General features: G+C 54.3%; 20 protein-coding genes, 1 tRNA gene, 1 rRNA gene and 1 other annotated feature. Of the genes, 15 read left to right on the top strand and 7 right to left on the bottom strand.

Going from position 1 to position 20,782, the window contains the following annotated elements; all coding sequences use genetic code 11:
- Positions 1–98 precede the first annotated feature (98 nt).
- The 7 genes from ffh (at position 99) to GNG29_RS17070 (ending at position 5,650) form a co-directional block, all read left to right on the top strand.
- Positions 99–1,460 carry a signal recognition particle protein gene (gene ffh, locus GNG29_RS17100; protein ID WP_103180786.1) on the top strand — a complete coding sequence of 454 codons (1,362 nt, stop codon included), beginning with the start codon at positions 99–101 and terminating at the stop codon, positions 1,458–1,460.
- 252 nt (positions 1,461–1,712) lie between these two features.
- Complete coding sequence (gene rpsP, locus GNG29_RS17095) at positions 1,713–1,961, top strand: 30S ribosomal protein S16 (protein ID WP_003863133.1); 249 nt, start codon at positions 1,713–1,715, stop codon at positions 1,959–1,961.
- Positions 1,962–1,976: 15 nt separating this feature from the next.
- On the top strand, positions 1,977–2,516 hold the full coding sequence (rimM, locus tag GNG29_RS17090) for a ribosome maturation factor RimM (RefSeq protein ID WP_301564410.1): 540 nt from the start codon (positions 1,977–1,979) through the stop codon (positions 2,514–2,516).
- 30 nt (positions 2,517–2,546) lie between these two features.
- Positions 2,547–3,314 (top strand): tRNA (guanosine(37)-N1)-methyltransferase TrmD, encoded by a 768-nt coding sequence (gene trmD / locus GNG29_RS17085; RefSeq protein ID WP_103180784.1) that lies wholly within the window; start codon positions 2,547–2,549, stop codon positions 3,312–3,314.
- A 41-nt stretch (positions 3,315–3,355) separates the two neighbouring features.
- Positions 3,356–3,703: a 50S ribosomal protein L19 gene (gene rplS, locus GNG29_RS17080; protein ID WP_002914145.1), complete on the top strand. Its 348-nt coding sequence runs from the start codon at positions 3,356–3,358 to the stop codon at positions 3,701–3,703.
- Between the two features lie 130 nt (positions 3,704–3,833).
- Positions 3,834–4,229 (top strand): DUF2946 domain-containing protein, encoded by a 396-nt coding sequence (locus tag GNG29_RS17075; RefSeq protein ID WP_255410827.1) that lies wholly within the window; start codon positions 3,834–3,836, stop codon positions 4,227–4,229.
- Between the two features lie 53 nt (positions 4,230–4,282).
- Positions 4,283–5,650, top strand: a complete 1,368-nt coding sequence (locus GNG29_RS17070; protein WP_156655047.1) for a PepSY domain-containing protein — start codon at positions 4,283–4,285, stop codon at positions 5,648–5,650.
- On the opposite strand, the gene dgcN is transcribed toward GNG29_RS17070, so the two are convergent.
- The 3 genes from dgcN to GNG29_RS17055 all read right to left on the bottom strand — a co-directional run bounded on the left by dgcN (position 5,634) and on the right by GNG29_RS17055 (position 7,906).
- A complete protein-coding gene (gene dgcN / locus GNG29_RS17065) occupies positions 5,634–6,854 on the bottom strand; it encodes a diguanylate cyclase DgcN (protein WP_156655046.1) in 1,221 nt (406 codons plus the stop codon). The genes GNG29_RS17070 and dgcN overlap by 17 nt on opposite strands.
- Positions 6,847–7,332, bottom strand: coding sequence for a YfiR family protein (locus GNG29_RS17060; protein WP_103180781.1), 486 nt, complete (start codon positions 7,330–7,332; stop codon positions 6,847–6,849). Before GNG29_RS17060 ends, dgcN begins: the two co-directional genes overlap by 8 nt.
- A 199-nt stretch (positions 7,333–7,531) precedes the next feature.
- Positions 7,532–7,906, bottom strand: a complete 375-nt coding sequence (locus tag GNG29_RS17055; RefSeq protein ID WP_156655508.1) for a DUF2799 domain-containing protein — start codon at positions 7,904–7,906, stop codon at positions 7,532–7,534.
- Between the two features lie 213 nt (positions 7,907–8,119).
- Between GNG29_RS17055 and aroF the strand changes: the two genes are divergently transcribed.
- Genes aroF through GNG29_RS17040 form a run of 3 tightly spaced genes read left to right on the top strand, consistent with a single transcriptional unit; the run spans position 8,120 to position 11,255 of the window.
- Positions 8,120–9,190 (top strand): 3-deoxy-7-phosphoheptulonate synthase AroF, encoded by a 1,071-nt coding sequence (gene aroF, locus GNG29_RS17050; protein ID WP_103180779.1) that lies wholly within the window; start codon positions 8,120–8,122, stop codon positions 9,188–9,190.
- Between the two features lie 10 nt (positions 9,191–9,200).
- Positions 9,201–10,322: a bifunctional chorismate mutase/prephenate dehydrogenase gene (tyrA, locus tag GNG29_RS17045; protein ID WP_103180778.1), complete on the top strand. Its 1,122-nt coding sequence runs from the start codon at positions 9,201–9,203 to the stop codon at positions 10,320–10,322.
- A 60-nt stretch (positions 10,323–10,382) separates the two neighbouring features.
- The gene (locus tag GNG29_RS17040; protein ID WP_156655045.1) at positions 10,383–11,255 is read left to right on the top strand and encodes an SMP-30/gluconolactonase/LRE family protein; all 873 of its coding nucleotides are present in this window, start codon (positions 10,383–10,385) and stop codon (positions 11,253–11,255) included.
- On the opposite strand, the gene pheA is transcribed toward GNG29_RS17040, so the two are convergent.
- The 4 genes from pheA to bamD all read right to left on the bottom strand — a co-directional run bounded on the left by pheA (position 11,252) and on the right by bamD (position 14,021).
- Positions 11,252–12,412, bottom strand: a complete 1,161-nt coding sequence (pheA, locus tag GNG29_RS17035) for a bifunctional chorismate mutase/prephenate dehydratase (protein ID WP_103180776.1) — start codon at positions 12,410–12,412, stop codon at positions 11,252–11,254. The two genes, GNG29_RS17040 and pheA, sit on opposite strands and share 4 nt — an antisense overlap.
- A gap of 29 nt (positions 12,413–12,441) precedes the next feature.
- Positions 12,442–12,567: a sequence feature (Phe leader region), on the bottom strand.
- Positions 12,519–12,566 (bottom strand): hypothetical protein, encoded by a 48-nt coding sequence (locus GNG29_RS23225; RefSeq protein WP_193312005.1) that lies wholly within the window; start codon positions 12,564–12,566, stop codon positions 12,519–12,521. Its footprint overlaps the feature before it by 48 nt.
- A 103-nt stretch (positions 12,568–12,670) precedes the next feature.
- A complete protein-coding gene (gene raiA, locus GNG29_RS17030; protein ID WP_032613238.1) occupies positions 12,671–13,012 on the bottom strand; it encodes a ribosome-associated translation inhibitor RaiA in 342 nt (113 codons plus the stop codon).
- Positions 13,013–13,283: 271 nt separating this feature from the next.
- Entirely contained in the window at positions 13,284–14,021 is a 738-nt protein-coding gene (gene bamD / locus GNG29_RS17025; RefSeq protein ID WP_103180775.1) for an outer membrane protein assembly factor BamD, read from the bottom strand.
- A 130-nt stretch (positions 14,022–14,151) separates the two neighbouring features.
- Between bamD and rluD the strand changes: the two genes are divergently transcribed.
- From rluD to GNG29_RS17000, 5 genes are all read left to right on the top strand, one after another.
- Positions 14,152–15,132 (top strand): 23S rRNA pseudouridine(1911/1915/1917) synthase RluD, encoded by a 981-nt coding sequence (rluD, locus tag GNG29_RS17020; protein ID WP_103180774.1) that lies wholly within the window; start codon positions 14,152–14,154, stop codon positions 15,130–15,132.
- Positions 15,129–15,860, top strand: a complete 732-nt coding sequence (gene yfiH / locus GNG29_RS17015) for a purine nucleoside phosphorylase YfiH (protein WP_156655044.1) — start codon at positions 15,129–15,131, stop codon at positions 15,858–15,860. The genes rluD and yfiH overlap by 4 nt, the downstream gene beginning before the upstream one ends.
- Before the next feature lie 129 nt (positions 15,861–15,989).
- Positions 15,990–18,563 carry an ATP-dependent chaperone ClpB gene (gene clpB / locus GNG29_RS17010; protein ID WP_103180772.1) on the top strand — a complete coding sequence of 858 codons (2,574 nt, stop codon included), beginning with the start codon at positions 15,990–15,992 and terminating at the stop codon, positions 18,561–18,563.
- 429 nt (positions 18,564–18,992) lie between these two features.
- Positions 18,993–20,532: ribosomal RNA gene (locus GNG29_RS17005) — 16S ribosomal RNA — on the top strand.
- Positions 20,533–20,619: 87 nt separating this feature from the next.
- Positions 20,620–20,694 (top strand) — tRNA-Glu (locus GNG29_RS17000).
- The last annotated feature ends 88 nt before the right edge of the window (positions 20,695–20,782 follow it).

The raw sequence follows: 20,782 nt of genomic DNA, 5'->3' as shown, positions 1-20,782 counted from the left end.
GTTGCATAACAACAAAGACGGCTTCATGTTATACTCCGGCAAAATTCTGTGTACGTGTCGCGCCAGCGACCTAACGTTTCTACCCCAGGCGAGAGACAATGTTTGATAATTTAACCGATCGTTTGTCGCGCACGCTGCGCAACATCAGCGGCCGTGGACGCCTTACCGAAGACAATATTAAAGAGACGCTGCGCGAAGTGCGTATGGCGCTGCTCGAAGCAGACGTCGCGCTGCCTGTCGTCCGTGATTTCATCAACCGCGTAAAAGAGAAAGCGGTTGGCCATGAAGTGAATAAGAGCCTAACCCCGGGTCAGGAGTTCGTCAAAATCGTGCGTAACGAACTGGTTGCGGCGATGGGCGAAGAGAACCAGAGCCTGAACCTGGCGGCGCAACCACCCGCAGTGGTGCTGATGGCGGGTCTGCAGGGTGCGGGTAAAACCACCAGCGTCGGTAAGCTGGGTAAATTCCTGCGCGAGAAGCACAAGAAGAAAGTGCTGGTCGTCTCTGCCGACGTTTATCGCCCGGCGGCGATCAAACAGCTGGAAACCCTGGCTGAACAGGTTGGCGTGGAGTTCTTCCCGTCCGATGTCGGACAGAAACCGATCGATATCGTTAACGCGGCGCTGAAAGAGGCGAAGCTGAAGTTCTTTGACGTGCTGCTGGTGGATACCGCCGGTCGTCTGCACGTTGACGAAGCGATGATGGACGAGATTAAACAGGTGCATGCCGCGATCAACCCGGTAGAAACCCTGTTTGTCGTTGACGCCATGACCGGTCAGGATGCGGCCAATACCGCAAAAGCCTTCAACGAAGCGCTGCCGTTAACCGGCGTGGTGCTGACCAAAGTGGACGGCGACGCCCGCGGCGGTGCGGCGCTCTCTATTCGTCATATCACCGGTAAGCCAATCAAGTTCCTCGGCGTTGGCGAAAAGACCGAAGCGCTGGAGCCGTTCCACCCGGACCGTATTGCCTCCCGTATCCTCGGCATGGGCGACGTGCTGTCGCTGATCGAAGATATCGAGAGCAAGGTTGACCGTGCCCAGGCTGAGAAGCTGGCCTCCAAGCTGAAAAAAGGCGACGGCTTCGATCTGACCGACTTCCTGGAGCAGCTGCGCCAGATGAAAAACATGGGCGGTATGGCGAGCCTGATGGGCAAGCTGCCGGGCATGGGGCAAATTCCGGATAACGTAAAAGCGCAGATGGACGACAAGGTCCTGGTGCGTATGGAGGCGATTATCAACTCCATGACGCTGAAAGAGCGCGCGAAGCCGGAAATCATCAAAGGCTCCCGTAAACGCCGTATCGCGGCGGGTTGTGGGATGCAGGTCCAGGACGTGAACCGTCTTCTGAAGCAGTTCGACGACATGCAGCGCATGATGAAGAAGATGAAGAAGGGCGGCATGGCCAAGATGATGCGCGGCATGAAAGGCATGATGCCCCCAGGATTCCCGGGTAGATAATATCGGGCTACCTTATTTGCCATTTTGACGCCGGGGTGTGCTCGCTATCCTCACGTACGCAAAGTACGCTCCGGTAGCTGCGCGCACGCCGACGCCAAACTGGCTGCACCGGTTACGCCCTGGCCTTGTGCAGTAAAAAACAGATGCTGATTGCATTTTCCCCAGAAATCAGTAAAATTTTCGGGCTTTTAATATGACACCGGGCTCCTTCCCTCGATGGGGCCCGGTGTTTTATTCACACAAGAGGATGTTATGGTAACTATTCGTTTAGCACGTCACGGCGCGAAAAAGCGTCCGTTCTACCAGGTTGTTGTCACCGACAGCCGTAATGCACGCAACGGTCGCTTCATCGAGCGCGTTGGTTTCTTCAACCCACTGGCCGCTGGCGCAGAAGAAGAAACCCGTCTGGATCTGGATCGTATCGCTCACTGGGTTGGCCAGGGCGCTACTGTTTCCGATCGCGTTGCTACGCTGATCAAAGCAGCAAACAAAGCAGCTTAATCTGTCACGGTGGTCATGATGAGCAAAAAAGCACCTGTTGAACCGATTGTATTGGGCAAAATGGGTTCTTGCTACGGTATCCGTGGTTGGCTCAGAGTGTTTTCCTCCACCGAAGACGCCGAAAGCATTTTTGACTATCAGCCCTGGTTTATCCAGAAGGCCGGTAAGTGGGAAGAGGTCGAGCTGGAAAGCTGGCGTCACCACAATCAGGACATCATCATCAAGCTGAAAGGCGTTGACGATCGTGATGCCGCGAATGCGCTGACTAATTGTGAAATTGTCGTCGATTCGTCGCAGTTGCCACAGCTGGAAGAGGGTGACTACTACTGGAAAGACCTTATGGGTTGCCAGGTAGTCACGACTGAAGGTTACGGTCTGGGGAAAGTCATCGATATGATGGAAACCGGATCCAATGACGTTCTCGTCATTAAGGCAAACCTGAAAGATGCGTTTGGTATCAAGGAGCGGCTGGTTCCGTTCCTCGATGGGCAGGTTATCAAGAAAGTCGATCTCGCTACTCGTACTATCGAAGTAGATTGGGATCCTGGTTTTTAAATTCTCCTGAAAACGGTAAAAGACGGCGCTATGTGGATTGGCATTATTAGCCTGTTTCCTGAAATGTTCCGCGCGATTACTGATTACGGGGTAACTGGCCGGGCAGTAAAAAATGGCCTGCTGAGCATCGAAAGCTGGAGTCCACGTGACTTCACGCATGACCGGCACCGTACCGTGGATGATCGTCCTTACGGCGGCGGACCGGGGATGCTCATGATGGTTCAACCCTTGCGGGATGCCATCGCAGCAGCAAAAGCCGCGGCAGGTGAAGGCGCAAAGGTGATTTATCTGTCACCTCAGGGACGCAAGCTTGATCAAGCGGGCGTCAGCGAACTGGCAACGAATCAGAAACTGATTCTGGTGTGTGGTCGCTACGAAGGGATAGATGAGCGCGTAATTCAAACCGAGATTGACGAAGAATGGTCTATCGGCGATTACGTTCTCAGCGGTGGTGAGTTACCGGCAATGACGCTGATTGACTCGGTTTCCCGGTTTATTCCGGGGGTTCTGGGCCATGAAGCTTCAGCAACAGAAGACTCTTTTGCTGATGGATTGCTGGACTGTCCACACTATACCCGTCCTGAAGTGTTAGAAGGGATGGAGGTACCGCCAGTATTACTGTCGGGAAACCATGCCGAGATTCGTCGCTGGCGCCTGAAGCAGTCGCTGGGCCGTACCTGGCTTAGAAGACCTGAACTTCTGGAAAACCTGGCTCTGACTGAAGAGCAAGCAAAGTTGCTGGCCGAGTTCAAAACTGAACACGCGCACCAGCAGCAGAAACATGATGGGATGGCCTGAGGCCCCCAAATATCAGTTTACCCAGGATAAGAGATTAAATTATGAGCAACATTATTAAGCAACTTGAACAAGAGCAGATGAAGCAGGACGTACCTTCCTTCCGTCCGGGTGATACCGTGGAAGTGAAAGTATGGGTTGTTGAAGGTTCCAAAAAACGTCTGCAGGCATTTGAGGGCGTGGTTATCGCTATCCGTAACCGCGGTCTGCACTCTGCATTCACTGTTCGTAAAATTTCCAACGGCGAAGGCGTTGAGCGTGTCTTCCAGACTCACTCTCCGGTAGTTGACAGCATTGCTGTTAAACGTCGTGGTGCTGTACGTAAAGCTAAACTGTACTACCTGCGTGAGCGTACTGGTAAGTCTGCTCGTATTAAAGAGCGTCTGAACTAAGATTCGCTTGTGCGACATCCTGTAAAAAGGGCTGGCCGAATGGCCGGCCCTTTTTTTATCTCTCTGTGCCCTGCGCATTAACTTCTTCGTCATAAATCGTTTACAATGCCCCTGCTCTAACGGAGGGTAAGTGACGACTCAACAGCATCAGACAAAATGGCAACGTATCGCGGCAGGTCTCGCGTTATTTGCGATCCTGATGATCGTCTTTGCGCCGCTGGTCTCTGTCTCGTTGCAAAAAGATCCCATGAGCGCGATGCCCGGCATGCACCATGACATGAGCATGATGGCAGAGCACCATGCCCCGCCCGAAAGCATGCCGGTTGACCATGCCGAAGCCTGCGGTTACTGCGTACTGTTGGCCCACGTGCCGGGTGTGATTCTGGCGCTGGTGATGCTGCTGTGCGCGGTATTACTCAGGCAGCGCCTGACGCCGCCGCGCCCCTCTGTTCGCCACTGGCACTTCTTCCCCTGGCTCTGCCCCGATACCCGCGCACCGCCGCACCTGTCTGCTTATTCCATTTAAATAAAACGTACACCCTGGTGTACCGATAATCTATTGCCTGAAAAAGGGAAAGCATGACTACCTGCACTTCGCGCGCAGCCTGGGGCAACCTGCTGCGTCGTCTTCACTTCTATATTGGTCTGTTTGTCGGGCCGTTTATCTTCATCGCTGCGCTCTCGGGTACGCTCTATGTCGCTACGCCGCAGCTGGAAAATGCGCTTTATCATCATGCCCTGTTCAGCGAGACCGAGGGAGAAGCGCGTCCCCTTGCTGAACAGATCGCGGTCGCAGAAAAGGTCACCGGCGGAGGGCTACCTCTGCATGCGGTACGTCCGGGCCTGGTTGCAGGTGAGACCACCCGGGTGATGTATGCCGACCCGGCGCTGAACGCCTCTGAGAACCGGGCCATCTTTATCGACCCGGTCAGCCTGGCGGTGCGCGGCGATATGACCGTCTATGGCACCAGCGGTATCCTGCCGTTACGCCAGAAGATTGATTATCTGCATCGGTCATTACTGCTGGGCGATATCGGGCGTATCTACAGCGAGCTGGCCGCGTCATGGATGTGGATCGCTGCGCTGGGAGGGATCGCGCTGTGGTTCTATACCCGGCCAAAACGGCGCATCAATAACCGCTTCCAGAACCACCGTCGGCTACACGTCTCCCTCGGCTGGTGTCTGCTGCTGGGCATGCTGTTGTTCTCGGCTACCGGCCTGACCTGGTCCCAGTGGGCGGGCGGCAACGTGGATAAACTGCGTGCGCAGCTGAACTGGCTCACGCCGCAGGTGAATACGCAGCTGCACGGTCCGGCGGAGGTCGCCGATCCGCATGCCGATCATCATGGCCACCACATGTCGATGCCCATGCCGCAGATGAAGCCTGACCTGGCATTGTATGACGGCGTAATGAACGCGGCTTATGCAGCAGGTATTGATGCCACGAAGCTGGAGATCCGCCCGGCGAAAAGCGCTACCACGGCGTGGACGGTAACGGAGATCGATCGCGGCTGGCCGACGCAGGTGGACGCGGTGGCTGTTGACCCGGCGACCCTGACGGTGATCGATCGGACCCGCTTTGCGGATTTCCCGCTGATGGCCAAACTGACCCGCTGGGGTGTGGATTTCCATATGGGGGTGCTGTTTGGCCTGCCAAACCAGCTGGTGCTGATCGCTTTTGGCCTCGCGCTGTGTGTGATGATCGTCTGGGGATACCGGATGTGGTGGATGCGAAGACCCCGCCAGACGGCAACCAATCCGGCGCAGACGCTGTGTCAGAGCTGGCTGGCGTTGCCGCTGTGGGGGCGCGTGCTCTCTTTCGCTATCGCCTTTTTACTGGGGCTGGCGATGCCAGTAATGGGATGCAGCCTGGCGCTGTTCGTCATCGTTGACTGGCTGCGCTGGCGCGGGACATCAGCGGCGTTGTCTTCTACGCGGAATTTCTAGGACGCTGATGCTTCACCAGATACATATTCCGGTCGGCTTGATCGAGCAACGCTTCAACGGAATGGTGTTCCCAGCTCAGCGCGAAGCCAATGCTGAGCGACATTCTGGTGCTGAGTCCGTTTTGCAGCTCATATGAGGGGCTGAACTGCTGCGTCAGCGCAGCGCAAAGGCGCAGAACCTCGTACTCCGAGTGGACGCCATACAGAATGATGGCAAATTCATCCCCGCCCAGACGATAGGGCTGATGACGCCCGCCGCTGAATTCGACCATGCGGCGGGCCACTTCAATCAGCACATCGTCGCCCGCGGCGTGCCCCCAGGTATCGTTAATCAGCTTGAAGTCATCGCAATCCAGGAAGAGCAGGGCGGCGTTAGCCCGCGAGGAGGCGTCACTCATCAGGGCCGAGATGCGGGTACGAAAAGCGGCCCGATTCGCCAGCCCGGTGAGCGGGTCGTGCATGGCAGTGCGCAGCAGCTGGGCATTTTTCGCCTGTAGTTTGCGCTGCCACTCCTCCATTTCATCCAGCAGGCTGTTGAAGTCCTGACCGAAACGATGAAATTCATCAATACGCTCCTCTGGCACCCGGCGGGAGAAATTCCGGTTCGTACGGACATCATGCACCACCTCGGTAATGTTTTGCAGGGCGGTGACCACGCCATTGTGCAGGGTGCGGGTTATCGCTAACGCCACCAGGGAGGCAAACAGGATGCAACCGGTTAACACGGCCAGAGACGTCCAGAGAAAGTGACTAATAAGGCTGTCACGTGCGGTAAGGCGTAACTCACCAATCGGCAGGTTGTTGTGCCAGACGCGCTGTCTGATGGGCTGGGGGAATAACCATTGGCTGACCAGTTGACTCAGGGGATCCGCCTGCACGTCTGGCTCCATTGACCACGCCGCAAAAGGGTTATCGTGGCGGTCCAGCAATATTGCTGACGAAAATTGCCCCTGTTTGCCGAGTGTGGCCAGCGCTTCGTGAGCGGCGGCGGTATCATTAAAGACCAGCGTCGCCTCCAGGCTGCGACTTACCGTGGCGCTGGTTAATTCAAGGTTTCGTTGCGCGTACTGTTTCAGTGTGAATACCGAAGCAATAGACAATAATAACCAGACCAGCGTCATGGTAATGAGAACACTAATTATACTGATGCGCCTGAGGGTTCTTTTGAACGTTGGACGCGGCGCTGATGTAAATTCCTTATTCATGCTTTGTATTCCATGCAAGCATTAACACATCAGGACTAACCCGGACTCCGCTGCGCGACAGCACATTCATATTGACGGAAAATCTGACCTGTCTATCGTCTATTATCAGGCAAAAAGCGCTGCCTGTAAGACACTGCGAATTTTGCTCCGCAATGAGGAGTAACGGTCTGGCATTAAATGCTGTGCTTAATTCAAGTTGGGCGTGGGGAGGCTCACTGCCAAAATAGAGCGCATGGCATCCTGCACTCAGTGCCTCTTGATCGCTATGGATAATGACGGGGATATAGGGCAGCGTGTCCGGGCCATCGATACTGAGCGCCTCAACGTAGCGGGAAGAGGCAAAAATGCACAGGGTTGGCTGGCCAGAGAGGGTGGGCCAGCGGGTATAACTGACGATCCCGGAGACAATTGAACGTACCGATTTATCCGTTCTGGATAATGTTCCGCCAATAGCGTGTCCGCAGGATATTAACAGCATCACTACCAGCGCTACCCGACAACCGGAAATGAGAAAATAGTTACCCACCAGAATCCGCCATACCACTCTGGGAATATTAGCCCTTTAGTTTTGCCGCAATAATACCATTTTTTACCCGGATCGTCATTACGTCGCGCTGATATTAAGGAGCTTAAGTAAAATCCTGGCTCCTTAATTTAAAAAGGAGCTATCGAGGTTATTAATTCAAACGGCTGGCTTTTGTACCTTCATCCATACCCTGCTGCCAGGCGGTGCGGAGCTGAGTGGCGTTTTCAGCGGTATCACAGCTGGCGGGGAATATTCGACCGGCTAATCCCCAGGCGTAAACAAAATTTTCCTCGCATATTTTCTTTTGTCCCTCTTTATATCCTTTGAGATAGGCCGGGCGGTCCACCTTAGGGTCATTAAAATTAGCGGCAAGCGTTTCACGGGATTTTACGGCCACGCCGTCCATCGCGTCTTCTTTCCCCGCACCATACCAGTCGGTGCCGGTCCAGTGAGGCTGATGAGTGTAAGGATCAATCTGACAAGCGGTTAATAGCAGACCCAAAAGCGGGATAACGGTCAGGCGCATAAGGCATTCTCCTTTTTCCATTGAGCATAGCCTGGCGATAAGAATCTATCTGTAATTTTTACGTTACACCTTAATCAGATATTTTTTGCTTGAAAAGAGGTGTTGTAAACTATTATTTACGCATTTTGGATTGAAATCTTTACTTGATGTGATATCGTTGGGCTTCCTCAGTGAGGAAACCACTATCGCAAACGAGCTTCCAGGACCGCAATCATGCAAAAAGACGCGCTGAATAACGTACATATTACTGATGAACATGTTTTGATTACTCCGGATCAACTGAAAGCGGAATTTCCGCTGAGCGTTGAGCAGGAGGCGCAAATCGCGCACTCCCGCAAGACCATTTCCGACATCATCGCCGGGCGCGATCCGCGTCTGCTGGTGGTATGTGGTCCGTGCTCTATTCATGATCCTGAAGCTGCCATCGAATATGCCCATCGTTTTAAAGCTCTGGCCGAGGAGGTCAGCGATAGCCTCTACCTGGTCATGCGCGTCTATTTTGAAAAACCTCGTACCACTGTCGGCTGGAAAGGGTTGATTAACGATCCGCACATGGATGGCTCGTTTGATGTGGAAGCCGGTCTGAAGATTGCGCGTAATCTTCTGGTGGAGCTGGTGAACATGGGGCTGCCGCTGGCGACAGAAGCGCTGGATCCGAACAGCCCACAATACCTGGGCGATCTCTTTAGCTGGTCGGCAATCGGGGCGCGTACGACCGAGTCTCAGACGCACCGTGAAATGGCTTCTGGCCTCTCCATGCCGGTCGGTTTCAAAAATGGAACAGACGGCAGCCTGGCCACAGCCATCAACGCTATGCGTGCCGCTGCCATGCCGCACCGTTTTGTCGGCATCAACCAGGCGGGCCAGGTTTGCCTGCTGCAGACCCAGGGCAACCCGGACGGACACGTTATCCTGCGCGGCGGCAAAGCGCCTAACTACAGCCCGGCAGATGTGGCGCAGTGTGAAAAAGAGATGGAACAGGCAGGACTGCGCCCGGCGCTGATGGTAGATTGCAGTCATGGTAATTCCAATAAAGATTACCGTCGTCAGCCTGCGGTGGCGGAATCCGTCGTCGCGCAGATCAAAGATGGCAACCGTTCGATTATTGGCCTGATGATTGAAAGCCACATCCATGAAGGCAATCAGTCATCTGAGCAGCCGCGCAGCACCATGAAATACGGGGTATCTGTTACGGATGCCTGCATCAGCTGGGAAACCACCGATGCGCTGCTGCGTGAGATCCACAAAGATTTGAACGGCCAGCTGGCGACGCGTCTGGCTTAAGAGGTTTGTTATGGTTGCTGAATTGACCGCCCTGCGCGATCAAATTGATGAGGTAGATAAGGCGCTACTGGATTTGCTGGCGCGCCGCATGGCGCTGGTCGCCGAGGTAGGTGAAGTCAAAAGTAAATATGGCTTGCCGATTTACGTGCCGGAGCGCGAAGCCTCCATGCTGGCCTCCCGGCGCAAAGAGGCGCAGGCGCTGGGCGTCTCGCCGGACCTGATAGAAGATGTACTGCGCCGGGTGATGCGCGAGTCGTATTCCAGCGAAAACGACAAGGGATTTAAAACCCTTTGTCCGACGCTGCGCCCGGTGGTCATTGTCGGTGGCGGCGGGCAGATGGGGCGTCTCTTCGAGAAGATGCTCACGCTCTCAGGCTACCAGGTCCGCATCCTTGAAAAAGAGGACTGGACCCGGGCGCAGGCGATGGTGGCCGATGCGGGTATGGTCATTGTCAGCGTACCGATCCACATCACCGAAGAGATTATTGCCCGACTGCCACCGCTGCCGGATGACTGTATTCTGGTCGATCTCGCCTCGGTAAAAAATGGTCCATTGCAGGCGATGCTTGCCGCACACCGTGGTCCGGTGCTGGGGCTGCACCCGATGTTCGGCCCGGACAGCGGCAGTCTGGCGAAGCAGGTAGTCGTCTATTGTGATGGCCGCCAGCCAGAAGCGTACCAGTGGTTCCTGGAGCAGATTCAGGTATGGGGCGCACGACTGCACCGGATCAGTGCCGTCGAGCATGACCAGAACATGGCCTTTATCCAGGCGCTGCGTCACTTCGCAACCTTCGCGTATGGCCTGCACCTGGCGGAAGAGAACGTTCAGCTTGAGCAGCTGCTGTCGCTGTCGTCTCCTATCTATCGTCTTGAACTGGCGATGGTCGGACGACTGTTTGCCCAGGATCCGCAGCTCTATGCGGATATCATTATGTCCTCGGGCAATAACCTGGCGCTGATCAAACGTTACTACCAGCGTTTTGGTGAGGCGATTACGCTGCTGGAGCAGGGCGATAAGCAGGCCTTTATCGACAGCTTCCGCAAGGTCGAGCACTGGTTTGGCGATTACGCCCAGCGTTTCCAGAGCGAGAGCCGCATTTTGCTCCGACAGGCGAATGACAGTCGCCAGTAATCTGATGATGTATATACTGAAAGCCAGCACTGCTGGCTTTTTTTATTTTGGGGAACTGTCATGGCTGAACCACGCGTTTTGTTTGACTATACGGGGCACTTACCAGAGTGCCCCACCTGGAGCGAAGCAGAAAGCGCGCTCTACTGGGCGGATATTCTGGAAGGCGAGATCCACCGCTACCATCTGCCGACGGGTGAACACAGCGTTTTATCCTTCCATGAAGAGGTGGGGTGCTTCGCGCTGCGTCAGGATGGGGGCTTTATTGTCGCCATGCGCACGGGCATCTGGCTGGCGGATAAGCATGGGCTGCTACAACGAAAAGTTTGTGATAATCCGTCGAACCCGCAGCTGGCACGCTTTAATGACGGGGGAACCGATCATTTCGGCCGCTTTTACGCGGGCACATTCTGGGCACCGGGGGACTATAACGGCGCCTTGCTGATGCGTATCGATAACGACCTGACGCCGGAGGTGATCCAGTGTGATATCCACGGCCATAACGGGCTGGCCTTTAGCGATGACCGGCGCTGGATGTACACCTCAGACACGCCCAATGCGGTGATCTACCGTACGCCGCTGGATGAGCAGGGCGAACCGGGTAAACGGGAAGTCTTTCGCCGGTTCCAGCCGGGGGAGGGGATCCCGGACGGCGCGGCGGTGGATGTGGAGGGCTGTTACTGGAGCGCGCTGTTTGACGGCTGGCGGATCGCCCGTTTTTCACCGCAGGGCGAACAGCTGGAAGAGTACCGGTTGCCGGTGCGCTGTCCGACAATGGTCTGTTTCGGGGGCGATGATATGCATACGCTGTTTATTACCACTACCCGTGAGAACATGAATGCACAGGAGGTGGCGGCATATCCTCTTTCCGGCGCCATTTTCACCCTGCCCGTCAGCGTGGCAGGAGTGAAAAAAGGCCCATTTATCGCGCGTTAAGCCGGATCGACCGGGACGACGTTTTCGCTCGGATAGCATCCCAGCACCTTCATGGAACGGGTGATCTCACCCAGTTCACGCAGGGCTTTCTGCAGGGACGCAGACTCCAGGTTGGCCTGGATATCGAGATAGAACATCTCTTCCCACGGGTTGCCATGAATAGGGCGCGATTCCAGTTTGGTCATAATCAGATTGTGATTGCGCAGTACCAGCAGAGCCTCAACCAGCGCACCGGCCTGCTGGCCCGTCGCCATCAGCAGGGTGGTTTTGGCCGGCACCTGATCGGAGACGTTGATCGCTTTACGCGCCAGCACGATGAAACGGGTGATGTTTTGCGTCTGGTTGGCCAGGTTGCGCTCCAGCACCTGTAAGCCATACAGCGCCCCGCCCGCTTCGCTGCCGAGCGCGGCAACGGTGGGGGAGTTGGCCTGTGCGACCTTCTCCATCGCGGCTGACGTGCTTTCGGTATATTCAATTTTCCAGCCCGGATAGCGGTTCAGGAACTGGCTGCACTGCTGGAAAGGTTGTGGGTGGCTGTAGACCGTCTCGATCTTGTCGAGGTCAGTCGTTCCGGAAACCAGTACGCAGTGGTCAATCGGGATCGTCATCTCGCCGACCAGCGACAGCGTAGTGTGCTGGAGCAGATCGTAAACGTCGTTGATGGCACCGGAACTGGTGTTCTCAATCGGCACGACAGCGTAATCTGCCTGGCCGGTTTCTACCTGATTGAAAATATCGGCGAACTTCGCGCAGCCGCTCTCAATAAACTCTTCGAAGTGACGGGCAGCATACTGACGTGCAGCGAGGTGGGAATAGGACCCTTTTGGTCCCAGGAAGGCAATACGCGCCGAGTGCGGATTAGTTTTGTTCAGATGCTGCTGCAGCAACGCCTGCTGGGTGAGAACGGAATCTTCGATAATCAGCTGGAACAGACGGGTAATGTAGTGCGCATCCAGATGGTGCGTTTTACCAAGGTTAATCAGGCGTTCCAGCAGGTCGCGCTCCCGATCGATATCGCGTACCGGACGATGTGAAGCCAGCTTTGCTTTTCCGACCTCAACGGCCAGCGCACGGCGTTCGGCCAGTAGTGAAAGCAATTTTTCATCCAGAGCGCTGATCTTATCTCGCAGATCCAGTAACGGGTTTTCCGGTGTCATAGCGTTGCCTTTGTCATTTATCGTTATCAATAAAAAAGGCCCCCCGGTGTGGGAGGCCTTATTGTTCGTCTTCGCATTCTTTATCACACGACGAAACGCCTCCCAATCAGGGGAAGGTAAAAAAGAATGCGAAGAAAAACGGTTTAATGGTCATGGAAAATTCCTTCAGAAGACAGACTTAAAGTACCCGTACTGTTTTCACCCTGTCAATAAAAAACGCGCCCGAAGGCGCGTTGGCGATAGACTCAATGTAAGGGATTACTCATCTTCAACTTCTTCTGCGAAGCTGGCGTCTTTCACCGATGTTGTGGCGCGACGGGCTTCACCTTTGTGTTGCACTTTATTGAGCTGCCGTTCCAGCTTGTTAATCAAATCGTTGATGGCGGTGTACATATCCTCATGTTTCGCGCTGGCGACCAGATGGCCGTTTGGAGTATTGATAGTTGCGTCAGCGATGAAACCCTGTGGCTCCTTAGAGAGAATGATATGTGGGTTAATCAAGTGTGTTTGCCATTTATCCAGTTTGGCGAGACGGTCTGCGACGTGCTGGCGGATTGCCGGAGTAATTTCCATTTGTTTACTGGTAATGTTCATTGTCATAAATTTTACCTCTTGTCTTTCCCGTCTTGGTGAGTCCAGCATACCGTTCCTAATGTCAAAATGTGTGATGTAAATCACATTTTTATGTCACTTTTTGTCAACGGATTCTTTTTGTGAGGCAGGACAGGAACACGTAACATTTACCTTGTCGAAGCGACAAATTGCGGCCATAGTTGATAGGATTCGTGCAGGCTAAACCGGTTCAGCTTGATGCGGAAATGGATAAAAAAACGGCAGCCCTGAGGCTGCCGTTTTGCATTCTACTGGACGATCAGGAGCTGCTGCTGTTCGCGGCGATGATCTTCGCCACTTTGTCAGCCTGGGAGGTCATCTGCAGCTGGCGATAGGCGTTTTCCATCAGCTTCAGGCCATCACGCGTTGCCTGAGTATCCGGATAATCACGCAGCATGCCTTCGACGCGGTTCACGACGGCAACGTATGCACCACGACGGGTATAGTATTCCGCCACAGAGTATTCGTATTTCGCCAGACGGTCTTTCAGGAACACCAGACGTTTGCTGGCATCCGTTACGTACTGGCTGTTCGGGTAGCCGCGAACCAGTTTAGAGAAGTCATTAAACGCATCGCGGGCGTGCTGCGGGTCGCGGTCGGAGCGATCCACACCAAAGAAGCCCTGCAGCGCGCTGTCATCCAGCGCCATATTGGTCAGGCCGCGCATATACATCACGTAGTCAATATTCGGATGGGTCGGATTCAGACGCATGAAGCGATCAATCGTCGCCTGGGCCAGTGGCAGATCGGCATTTTTATAGTAGGCGTAGATCAGATCCAACTGTACCTGCTGGGAGTACGGGCCAAATGGATAGCGATTATCCAGCGCTTCCAGTTGCGTTATCGCCTGTTTCCAGTTACCGTCCTGCAGCTTTTGCTGAGCAGTCGCATAGATTTCATTCGGCGGATTGTCAGGGACCTGTTCATTCGAACCGGAGCAGCCTACCAAAGCCAGGCTCAACGTGGCCGCTGCCACCAGATATTTCATGCGCGTCATGACGTTTTGACTTTCCTCAAATGTTTGTCCGGGAGAATCTCTTTCCTGCTCCCGATTAAGACCAGCTACAATAGCACACTATATTAAACGGCAAAGCCGTAAAACCCAACGTTAAACGAAGAAGCAGTCTATGGCACAACGAGTAGAACTCACCGCAACAGTCTCCGAAAAACAGCTCGGACAACGCTTAGATCAGGCTTTGGCCGAAATGTTCCCTGATTATTCGCGTTCACGCATAAAAGAATGGATTCTTGACCAGCGCGTGCTGGTAAATGGCAAGATCTGGGACAAGCCAAAAGAGAAAGTGTTGGGTGGGGAAGTGGTCGCCATCAATGCTGATATCGAAGAAGAAGTCCGTTTTGAGCCTCAGGATATCCCGCTGAATATCGTCTATGAAGATGACGACATCCTGGTTATTAACAAGCCGCGCGATCTGGTTGTACACCCTGGCGCAGGTAACCCTGACGGCACTGTACTGAACGCCCTGCTGCACTACTATCCTCCTATTGTGGACGTACCGCGTGCGGGGATCGTTCACCGTCTGGATAAAGACACCACCGGCCTGATGGTCGTTGCCAAGACCATTCCGGCGCAGACGCGTCTGGTGGAGTCCCTGCAGCTGCGTGAAATCACCCGTGAATACGAAGCGGTTGCTATTGGGCATATGACCTCCGGTGGCACGGTAGAGCAGCCTATCAGTCGCCATCCGACCAAGCGTACCCACATGTCCGTTCACCCGATGGGTAAACCGGCCGTCACGCACTACCGCATTATGGAGCATTTCCGCATTCATACGCGTCTGCGTCTGCGTCTGGAAACGGGCCGTACGCACCAGATCCGTGTGCATATGTCCCATATCACCCATCCGCTGGTGGGCGATCAGCTGTACGGTGGTCGTCCGCGTCCACCGAAAGGGGCGTCTGACGAATTTATCGCGATGCTGCGTAAATTCGACCGCCAGGCCCTGCACGCAACCATGCTACGTCTCTACCATCCGATCACCGGCATTGAGATGGAATGGCATGCGCCAATTCCACAGGATATGGTGGATCTTATCGACGCGATGCGTGCCGATTTTGAAGAACATAAGGATGACGTGGACTGGTTATGACCAAACTGATTGTCCCGGAGTGGCCTGCGCCAGAAGGTGTGGCGGCCTGCAGTTCAACCCGTATCGGCGGCGTGAGTGAGGGGGCCTGGGAATCATTGAACCTGGGCGCTCACTGTGGCGATAACCTCGATCACGTTGAAGAGAATCGTAAGCGGTTGTTTGCGGCAGGCAAGTTGCCGTCAAAACCGGTCTGGCTTGAACAGGTACATGGTACCGCTGTGCTTCGTCTCACCGGTGAACCGTATGCCTCGAAACGTGCCGATGCGTCTTACAGCAATACTCCGGGCACGGTTTGTGCCGTCATGACTGCTGACTGTCTGCCGGTGCTTTTCTGCAACCGTGCGGGCACGGAAGTGGCCGCCGCCCATGCCGGTTGGCGCGGATTGTGCGCCGGCGTACTGGAAGAGACCGTCGCCTGTTTTGCCGACGGCGCGGATAACATCATCGCCTGGCTTGGCCCGGCCATTGGCCCACAGGCTTTTGAAGTGGGGCCGGAGGTGCGTGACGCTTTTATGGCGCACGATCCGCAGGCGCAGAGCGCTTTTCTTCCGGCCGGGGATAAGTATATGGCGGACATTTACCAGCTTGCCCGCCAGCGCCTGACCCGCGTCGGTATCAGCCAGATCTACGGCGGCGATCGCTGCACCTTCACCGAAAACGATGATTTCTTTTCCTATCGCCGCGACAAGACTACCGGGCGTATGGCAAGTTTCATTTGGCTGATATAACCTATAGAATCAAGACGATCCGGTACGCGCCGTTTTCTTTTCGCATAATTCAGGTCATTCACCTTGAATAATTGAGGGATGACCTCATTTAATCTCCAGTAGCAATTTTGACCTGTTATGGGAGGAGTTATGCGTCTGGATCGTCTTACTAATAAATTCCAGCTTGCTCTCGCCGATGCCCAGTCTCTCGCACTGGGGCACGACAATCAGTTTATCGAACCTCTTCATTTAATGAGCGCCTTACTGAATCAGGAAGGGGGATCGGTACGTCCTTTATTGACATCTGCCGGCATTAATGCGGGCCAGTTACGCACAGCGATCGATCAGGCGCTGAGCCGTTTACCGCAGGTAGAGGGCACAGGCGGAGATGTTCAGCCGTCTCAGGATCTGGTTCGCGTATTAAACCTGTGCGACAAACTGGCGCAGAAACGCGGCGACAACTTTATTTCGTCAGAGCTCTTTGTTCTGGCGGCGCTTGAATCACGTGGCACCTTGACCGACCTGCTGAAAACAGCTGGCGCAACTACCGCCAATGTGACGCAGGCGATTGCACAAATGCGCGGAGGTGAGAGCGTGAACGATCAGGGTGCTGAAGATCAGCGTCAGGCATTGAAAAAATATACGGTCGACCTGACTGAGCGTGCGGAACAGGGCAAGCTTGACCCGGTCATTGGCCGTGACGAAGAGATCCGCCGTACCATTCAGGTCCTGCAGCGCCGTACCAAAAATAACCCGGTGCTGATTGGTGAGCCGGGCGTCGGTAAAACGGCTATTGTGGAAGGGCTTGCCCAGCGTATCGTCAATGGTGAAGTGCCGGAGGGTCTGAAAGGCCGCCGTGTACTGGCACTGGATATGGGCGCGCTGGTGGCCGGGGCCAAATACCGCGGCGAATTTGAAGAACGCTTAAAAGGCGTGCTCAACGATCTGGCGAAACAGGAAGGCAACGTCATTCTGTTTATCGACGAACTGCACACGATGGTGGGAGCAGGTAAAGCCGATGGTGCCATGGATGCCGGGAACATGCTGAAACCCGCTCTTGCTCGCGGCGAGCTGCACTGCGTGGGCGCCACCACGCTTGATGAGTATCGTCAGTACATTGAAAAAGATGCTGCTCTGGAACGTCGATTCCAGAAAGTATTTGTGGCTGAACCGTCAGTGGAAGATACCATCGCGATCCTGCGTGGCCTGAAAGAGCGTTATGAGCTGCACCACCATGTGCAGATTACTGACCCGGCCATCGTGGCGGCTGCTACCTTGTCGCATCGCTATATTGCCGACCGACAGCTGCCTGACAAAGCGATCGACCTTATCGACGAAGCGGCCTCCAGTATTCGTATGCAGATTGACTCTAAGCCAGAAGAGCTGGACCGACTCGATCGCCGGATCATTCAGCTCAAGCTGGAACAGCAGGCGCTGAAAAAAGAGTCTGATGAAGCGAGTAAAAAGCGTCTGGATATGCTTAATGAAGAGCTGGATGATAAAGAGCGCCAGTATTCTGAGTTAGAAGAAGAGTGGAAAGCCGAGAAAGCTTCCCTGTCTGGCACTCAAACAATCAAAGCTGAGCTTGAACAGGCAAAAATTGCCATTGAGCAGGCGCGTCGTGTGGGCGATCTGGCGCGCATGTCTGAACTGCAGTACGGCAAAATTCCTGAGCTGGAAAAACAGCTTCAGATGGCGACGCAATCGGAAGGTAAAACGATGCGTCTGTTACGTAATAAAGTGACGGATGCGGAAATTGCTGAAGTGCTTGCTCGCTGGACCGGGATTCCGGTGGCGCGCATGCTTGAAGGCGAACGTGAAAAACTGCTGCGTATGGAACAGGATCTCCATAATCGTGTGATTGGGCAGAACGAGGCGGTTGAAGCGGTATCGAATGCTATCCGTCGTAGTCGCGCAGGGCTTTCCGATCCGAATCGCCCGATTGGTTCGTTCCTGTTCCTGGGGCCAACCGGCGTCGGTAAAACCGAACTGTGCAAAGCGCTGGCTAACTTTATGTTCGACAGTGACGATGCGATGGTGCGTATCGATATGTCCGAGTTTATGGAAAAACACTCCGTTTCACGTCTGGTCGGTGCGCCTCCTGGTTATGTTGGTTATGAAGAAGGCGGTTACCTGACGGAAGCAGTGCGCCGTCGTCCTTATTCCGTCATCCTGCTGGATGAGGTGGAAAAAGCGCATCCGGATGTGTTCAACATTCTGCTACAGGTACTGGATGATGGTCGTCTGACGGACGGGCAGGGGAGAACGGTCGACTTCCGTAATACGGTTGTCATCATGACTTCGAACCTGGGTTCTGATTTGATTCAGGAACGTTTCGGTGAACTGGACTACAGCCATATGAAGGACCTGGTGCTCGGGGTGGTGAGCCATAACTTCCGTCCTGAGTTCATCAACCGTATTGATGAAGTGGTGGTCTTCCATCCTCTGGGTGAGAAACACATTGCCTCGATTGCGCAGATTCAGCTGCAGCGTCTCTATAAACGTCTGGAAGAGCGTGGGTATGAAATTCACATTTCCGACGATGCGCTGAAGCTGCTGAGCGAGAATGGTTACGATCCGGTATACGGTGCGCGTCCATTAAAACGTGCTATCCAGCAGCAGATCGAAAACCCGCTGGCACAGCAGATCCTCTCTGGGGAGCTGATTCCGGGCAAAGTTATCCGTCTGGAAGCCAACGACGATCGTATTGTGGCAGTGCAGTAAATCACAAAACGCAAAAACGAGCCCCCGGAGGGCTCGTTTTTGTTTAAAAACCAGGCAAAAATAGAGGTCCAAATGCGGAATTGCCTGGAAAGTGAGCGGTCGATAAAAAATTTTCACTTTATACTTGCCAGCTCCGAAGAACTGCCTATAATGCGCCTCCACTGACACGGAACAACGGCAAGCAAGCCGCCGAATCAGCAGAGAAAAGCGCGAAATAATCGCTTGACTCTGAGGCGGGGAAGCGTAATATGCACACCCCGCGCCGCAGCGAAAAAGCGAAGCGGCACTGCTCTTTAACAATTTATCAGACAATCTGTGTGGGCACTCAAAGTGACATGGATTCTTAATGTCTTCGGACAATAAATGAATACCAAGTCTCTGAGTGAACACGTAATTCATTACGAAGTTTAATTCACGAGCATCAAACTTAAATTGAAGAGTTTGATCATGGCTCAGATTGAACGCTGGCGGCAGGCCTAACACATGCAAGTCGAACGGTAGCACAGAGAGCTTGCTCTCGGGTGACGAGTGGCGGACGGGTGAGTAATGTCTGGGAAACTGCCTGATGGAGGGGGATAACTACTGGAAACGGTAGCTAATACCGCATAACGTCGCAAGACCAAAGAGGGGGACCTTCGGGCCTCTTGCCATCGGATGTGCCCAGATGGGATTAGCTAGTAGGTGGGGTAATGGCTCACCTAGGCGACGATCCCTAGCTGGTCTGAGAGGATGACCAGCCACACTGGAACTGAGACACGGTCCAGACTCCTACGGGAGGCAGCAGTGGGGAATATTGCACAATGGGCGCAAGCCTGATGCAGCCATGCCGCGTGTATGAAGAAGGCCTTCGGGTTGTAAAGTACTTTCAGCGAGGAGGAAGGCATTGTGGTTAATAACCACAGTGATTGACGTTACTCGCAGAAGAAGCACCGGCTAACTCCGTGCCAGCAGCCGCGGTAATACGGAGGGTGCAAGCGTTAATCGGAATTACTGGGCGTAAAGCGCACGCAGGCGGTCTGTTAAGTCAGATGTGAAATCCCCGGGCTCAACCTGGGAACTGCATTTGAAACTGGCAGGCTTGAGTCTTGTAGAGGGGGGTAGAATTCCAGGTGTAGCGGTGAAATGCGTAGAGATCTGGAGGAATACCGGTGGCGAAGGCGGCCCCCTGGACAAAGACTGACGCTCAGGTGCGAAAGCGTGGGGAGCAAACAGGATTAGATACCCTGGTAGTCCACGCCGTAAACGATGTCGACTTGGAGGTTGTGCCCTTGAGGCGTGGCTTCCGGAGCTAACGCGTTAAGTCGACCGCCTGGGGAGTACGGCCGCAAGGTTAAAACTCAAATGAATTGACGGGGGCCCGCACAAGCGGTGGAGCATGTGGTTTAATTCGATGCAACGCGAAGAACCTTACCTACTCTTGACATCCAGAGAACTTGCCAGAGATGGCTTGGTGCCTTCGGGAACTCTGAGACAGGTGCTGCATGGCTGTCGTCAGCTCGTGTTGTGAAATGTTGGGTTAAGTCCCGCAACGAGCGCAACCCTTATCCTTTGTTGCCAGCGGTTAGGCCGGGAACTCAAAGGAGACTGCCAGTGATAAACTGGAGGAAGGTGGGGATGACGTCAAGTCATCATGGCCCTTACGAGTAGGGCTACACACGTGCTACAATGGCGCATACAAAGAGAAGCGACCTCGCGAGAGCAAGCGGACCTCATAAAGTGCGTCGTAGTCCGGATTGGAGTCTGCAACTCGACTCCATGAAGTCGGAATCGCTAGTAATCGTAGATCAGAATGCTACGGTGAATACGTTCCCGGGCCTTGTACACACCGCCCGTCACACCATGGGAGTGGGTTGCAAAAGAAGTAGGTAGCTTAACCTTCGGGAGGGCGCTTACCACTTTGTGATTCATGACTGGGGTGAAGTCGTAACAAGGTAACCGTAGGGGAACCTGCGGTTGGATCACCTCCTTACCTTAAAGAACCTGCCTTTGCAGTGCTCACACAGATTGTCTGATAGAAAGTAGAAAGCAAGACGGCTGCGAAGTCGTGACACCTCGTGTCCCCTTCGTCTAGCGGTTAGGACTCCGCCCTTTCACGGCGGCAACAGGGGTTCGAATCCCCTAGGGGACGCCACTTGCTGGGTGTGAGTGAAAGGCACAACCAATCAGTATCTCAAAACTGACTTCAGAGTCATGTTTGCGATATTTGCTCTTTAAAAATC

Origin of the sequence: Leclercia sp. Colony189, assembly GCF_009740165.1 — a bacterium.
In the GTDB taxonomy this organism is placed as follows: domain Bacteria; phylum Pseudomonadota; class Gammaproteobacteria; order Enterobacterales; family Enterobacteriaceae; genus Enterobacter.
This window is presented reverse-complemented; position numbering and strand designations above follow the sequence as displayed.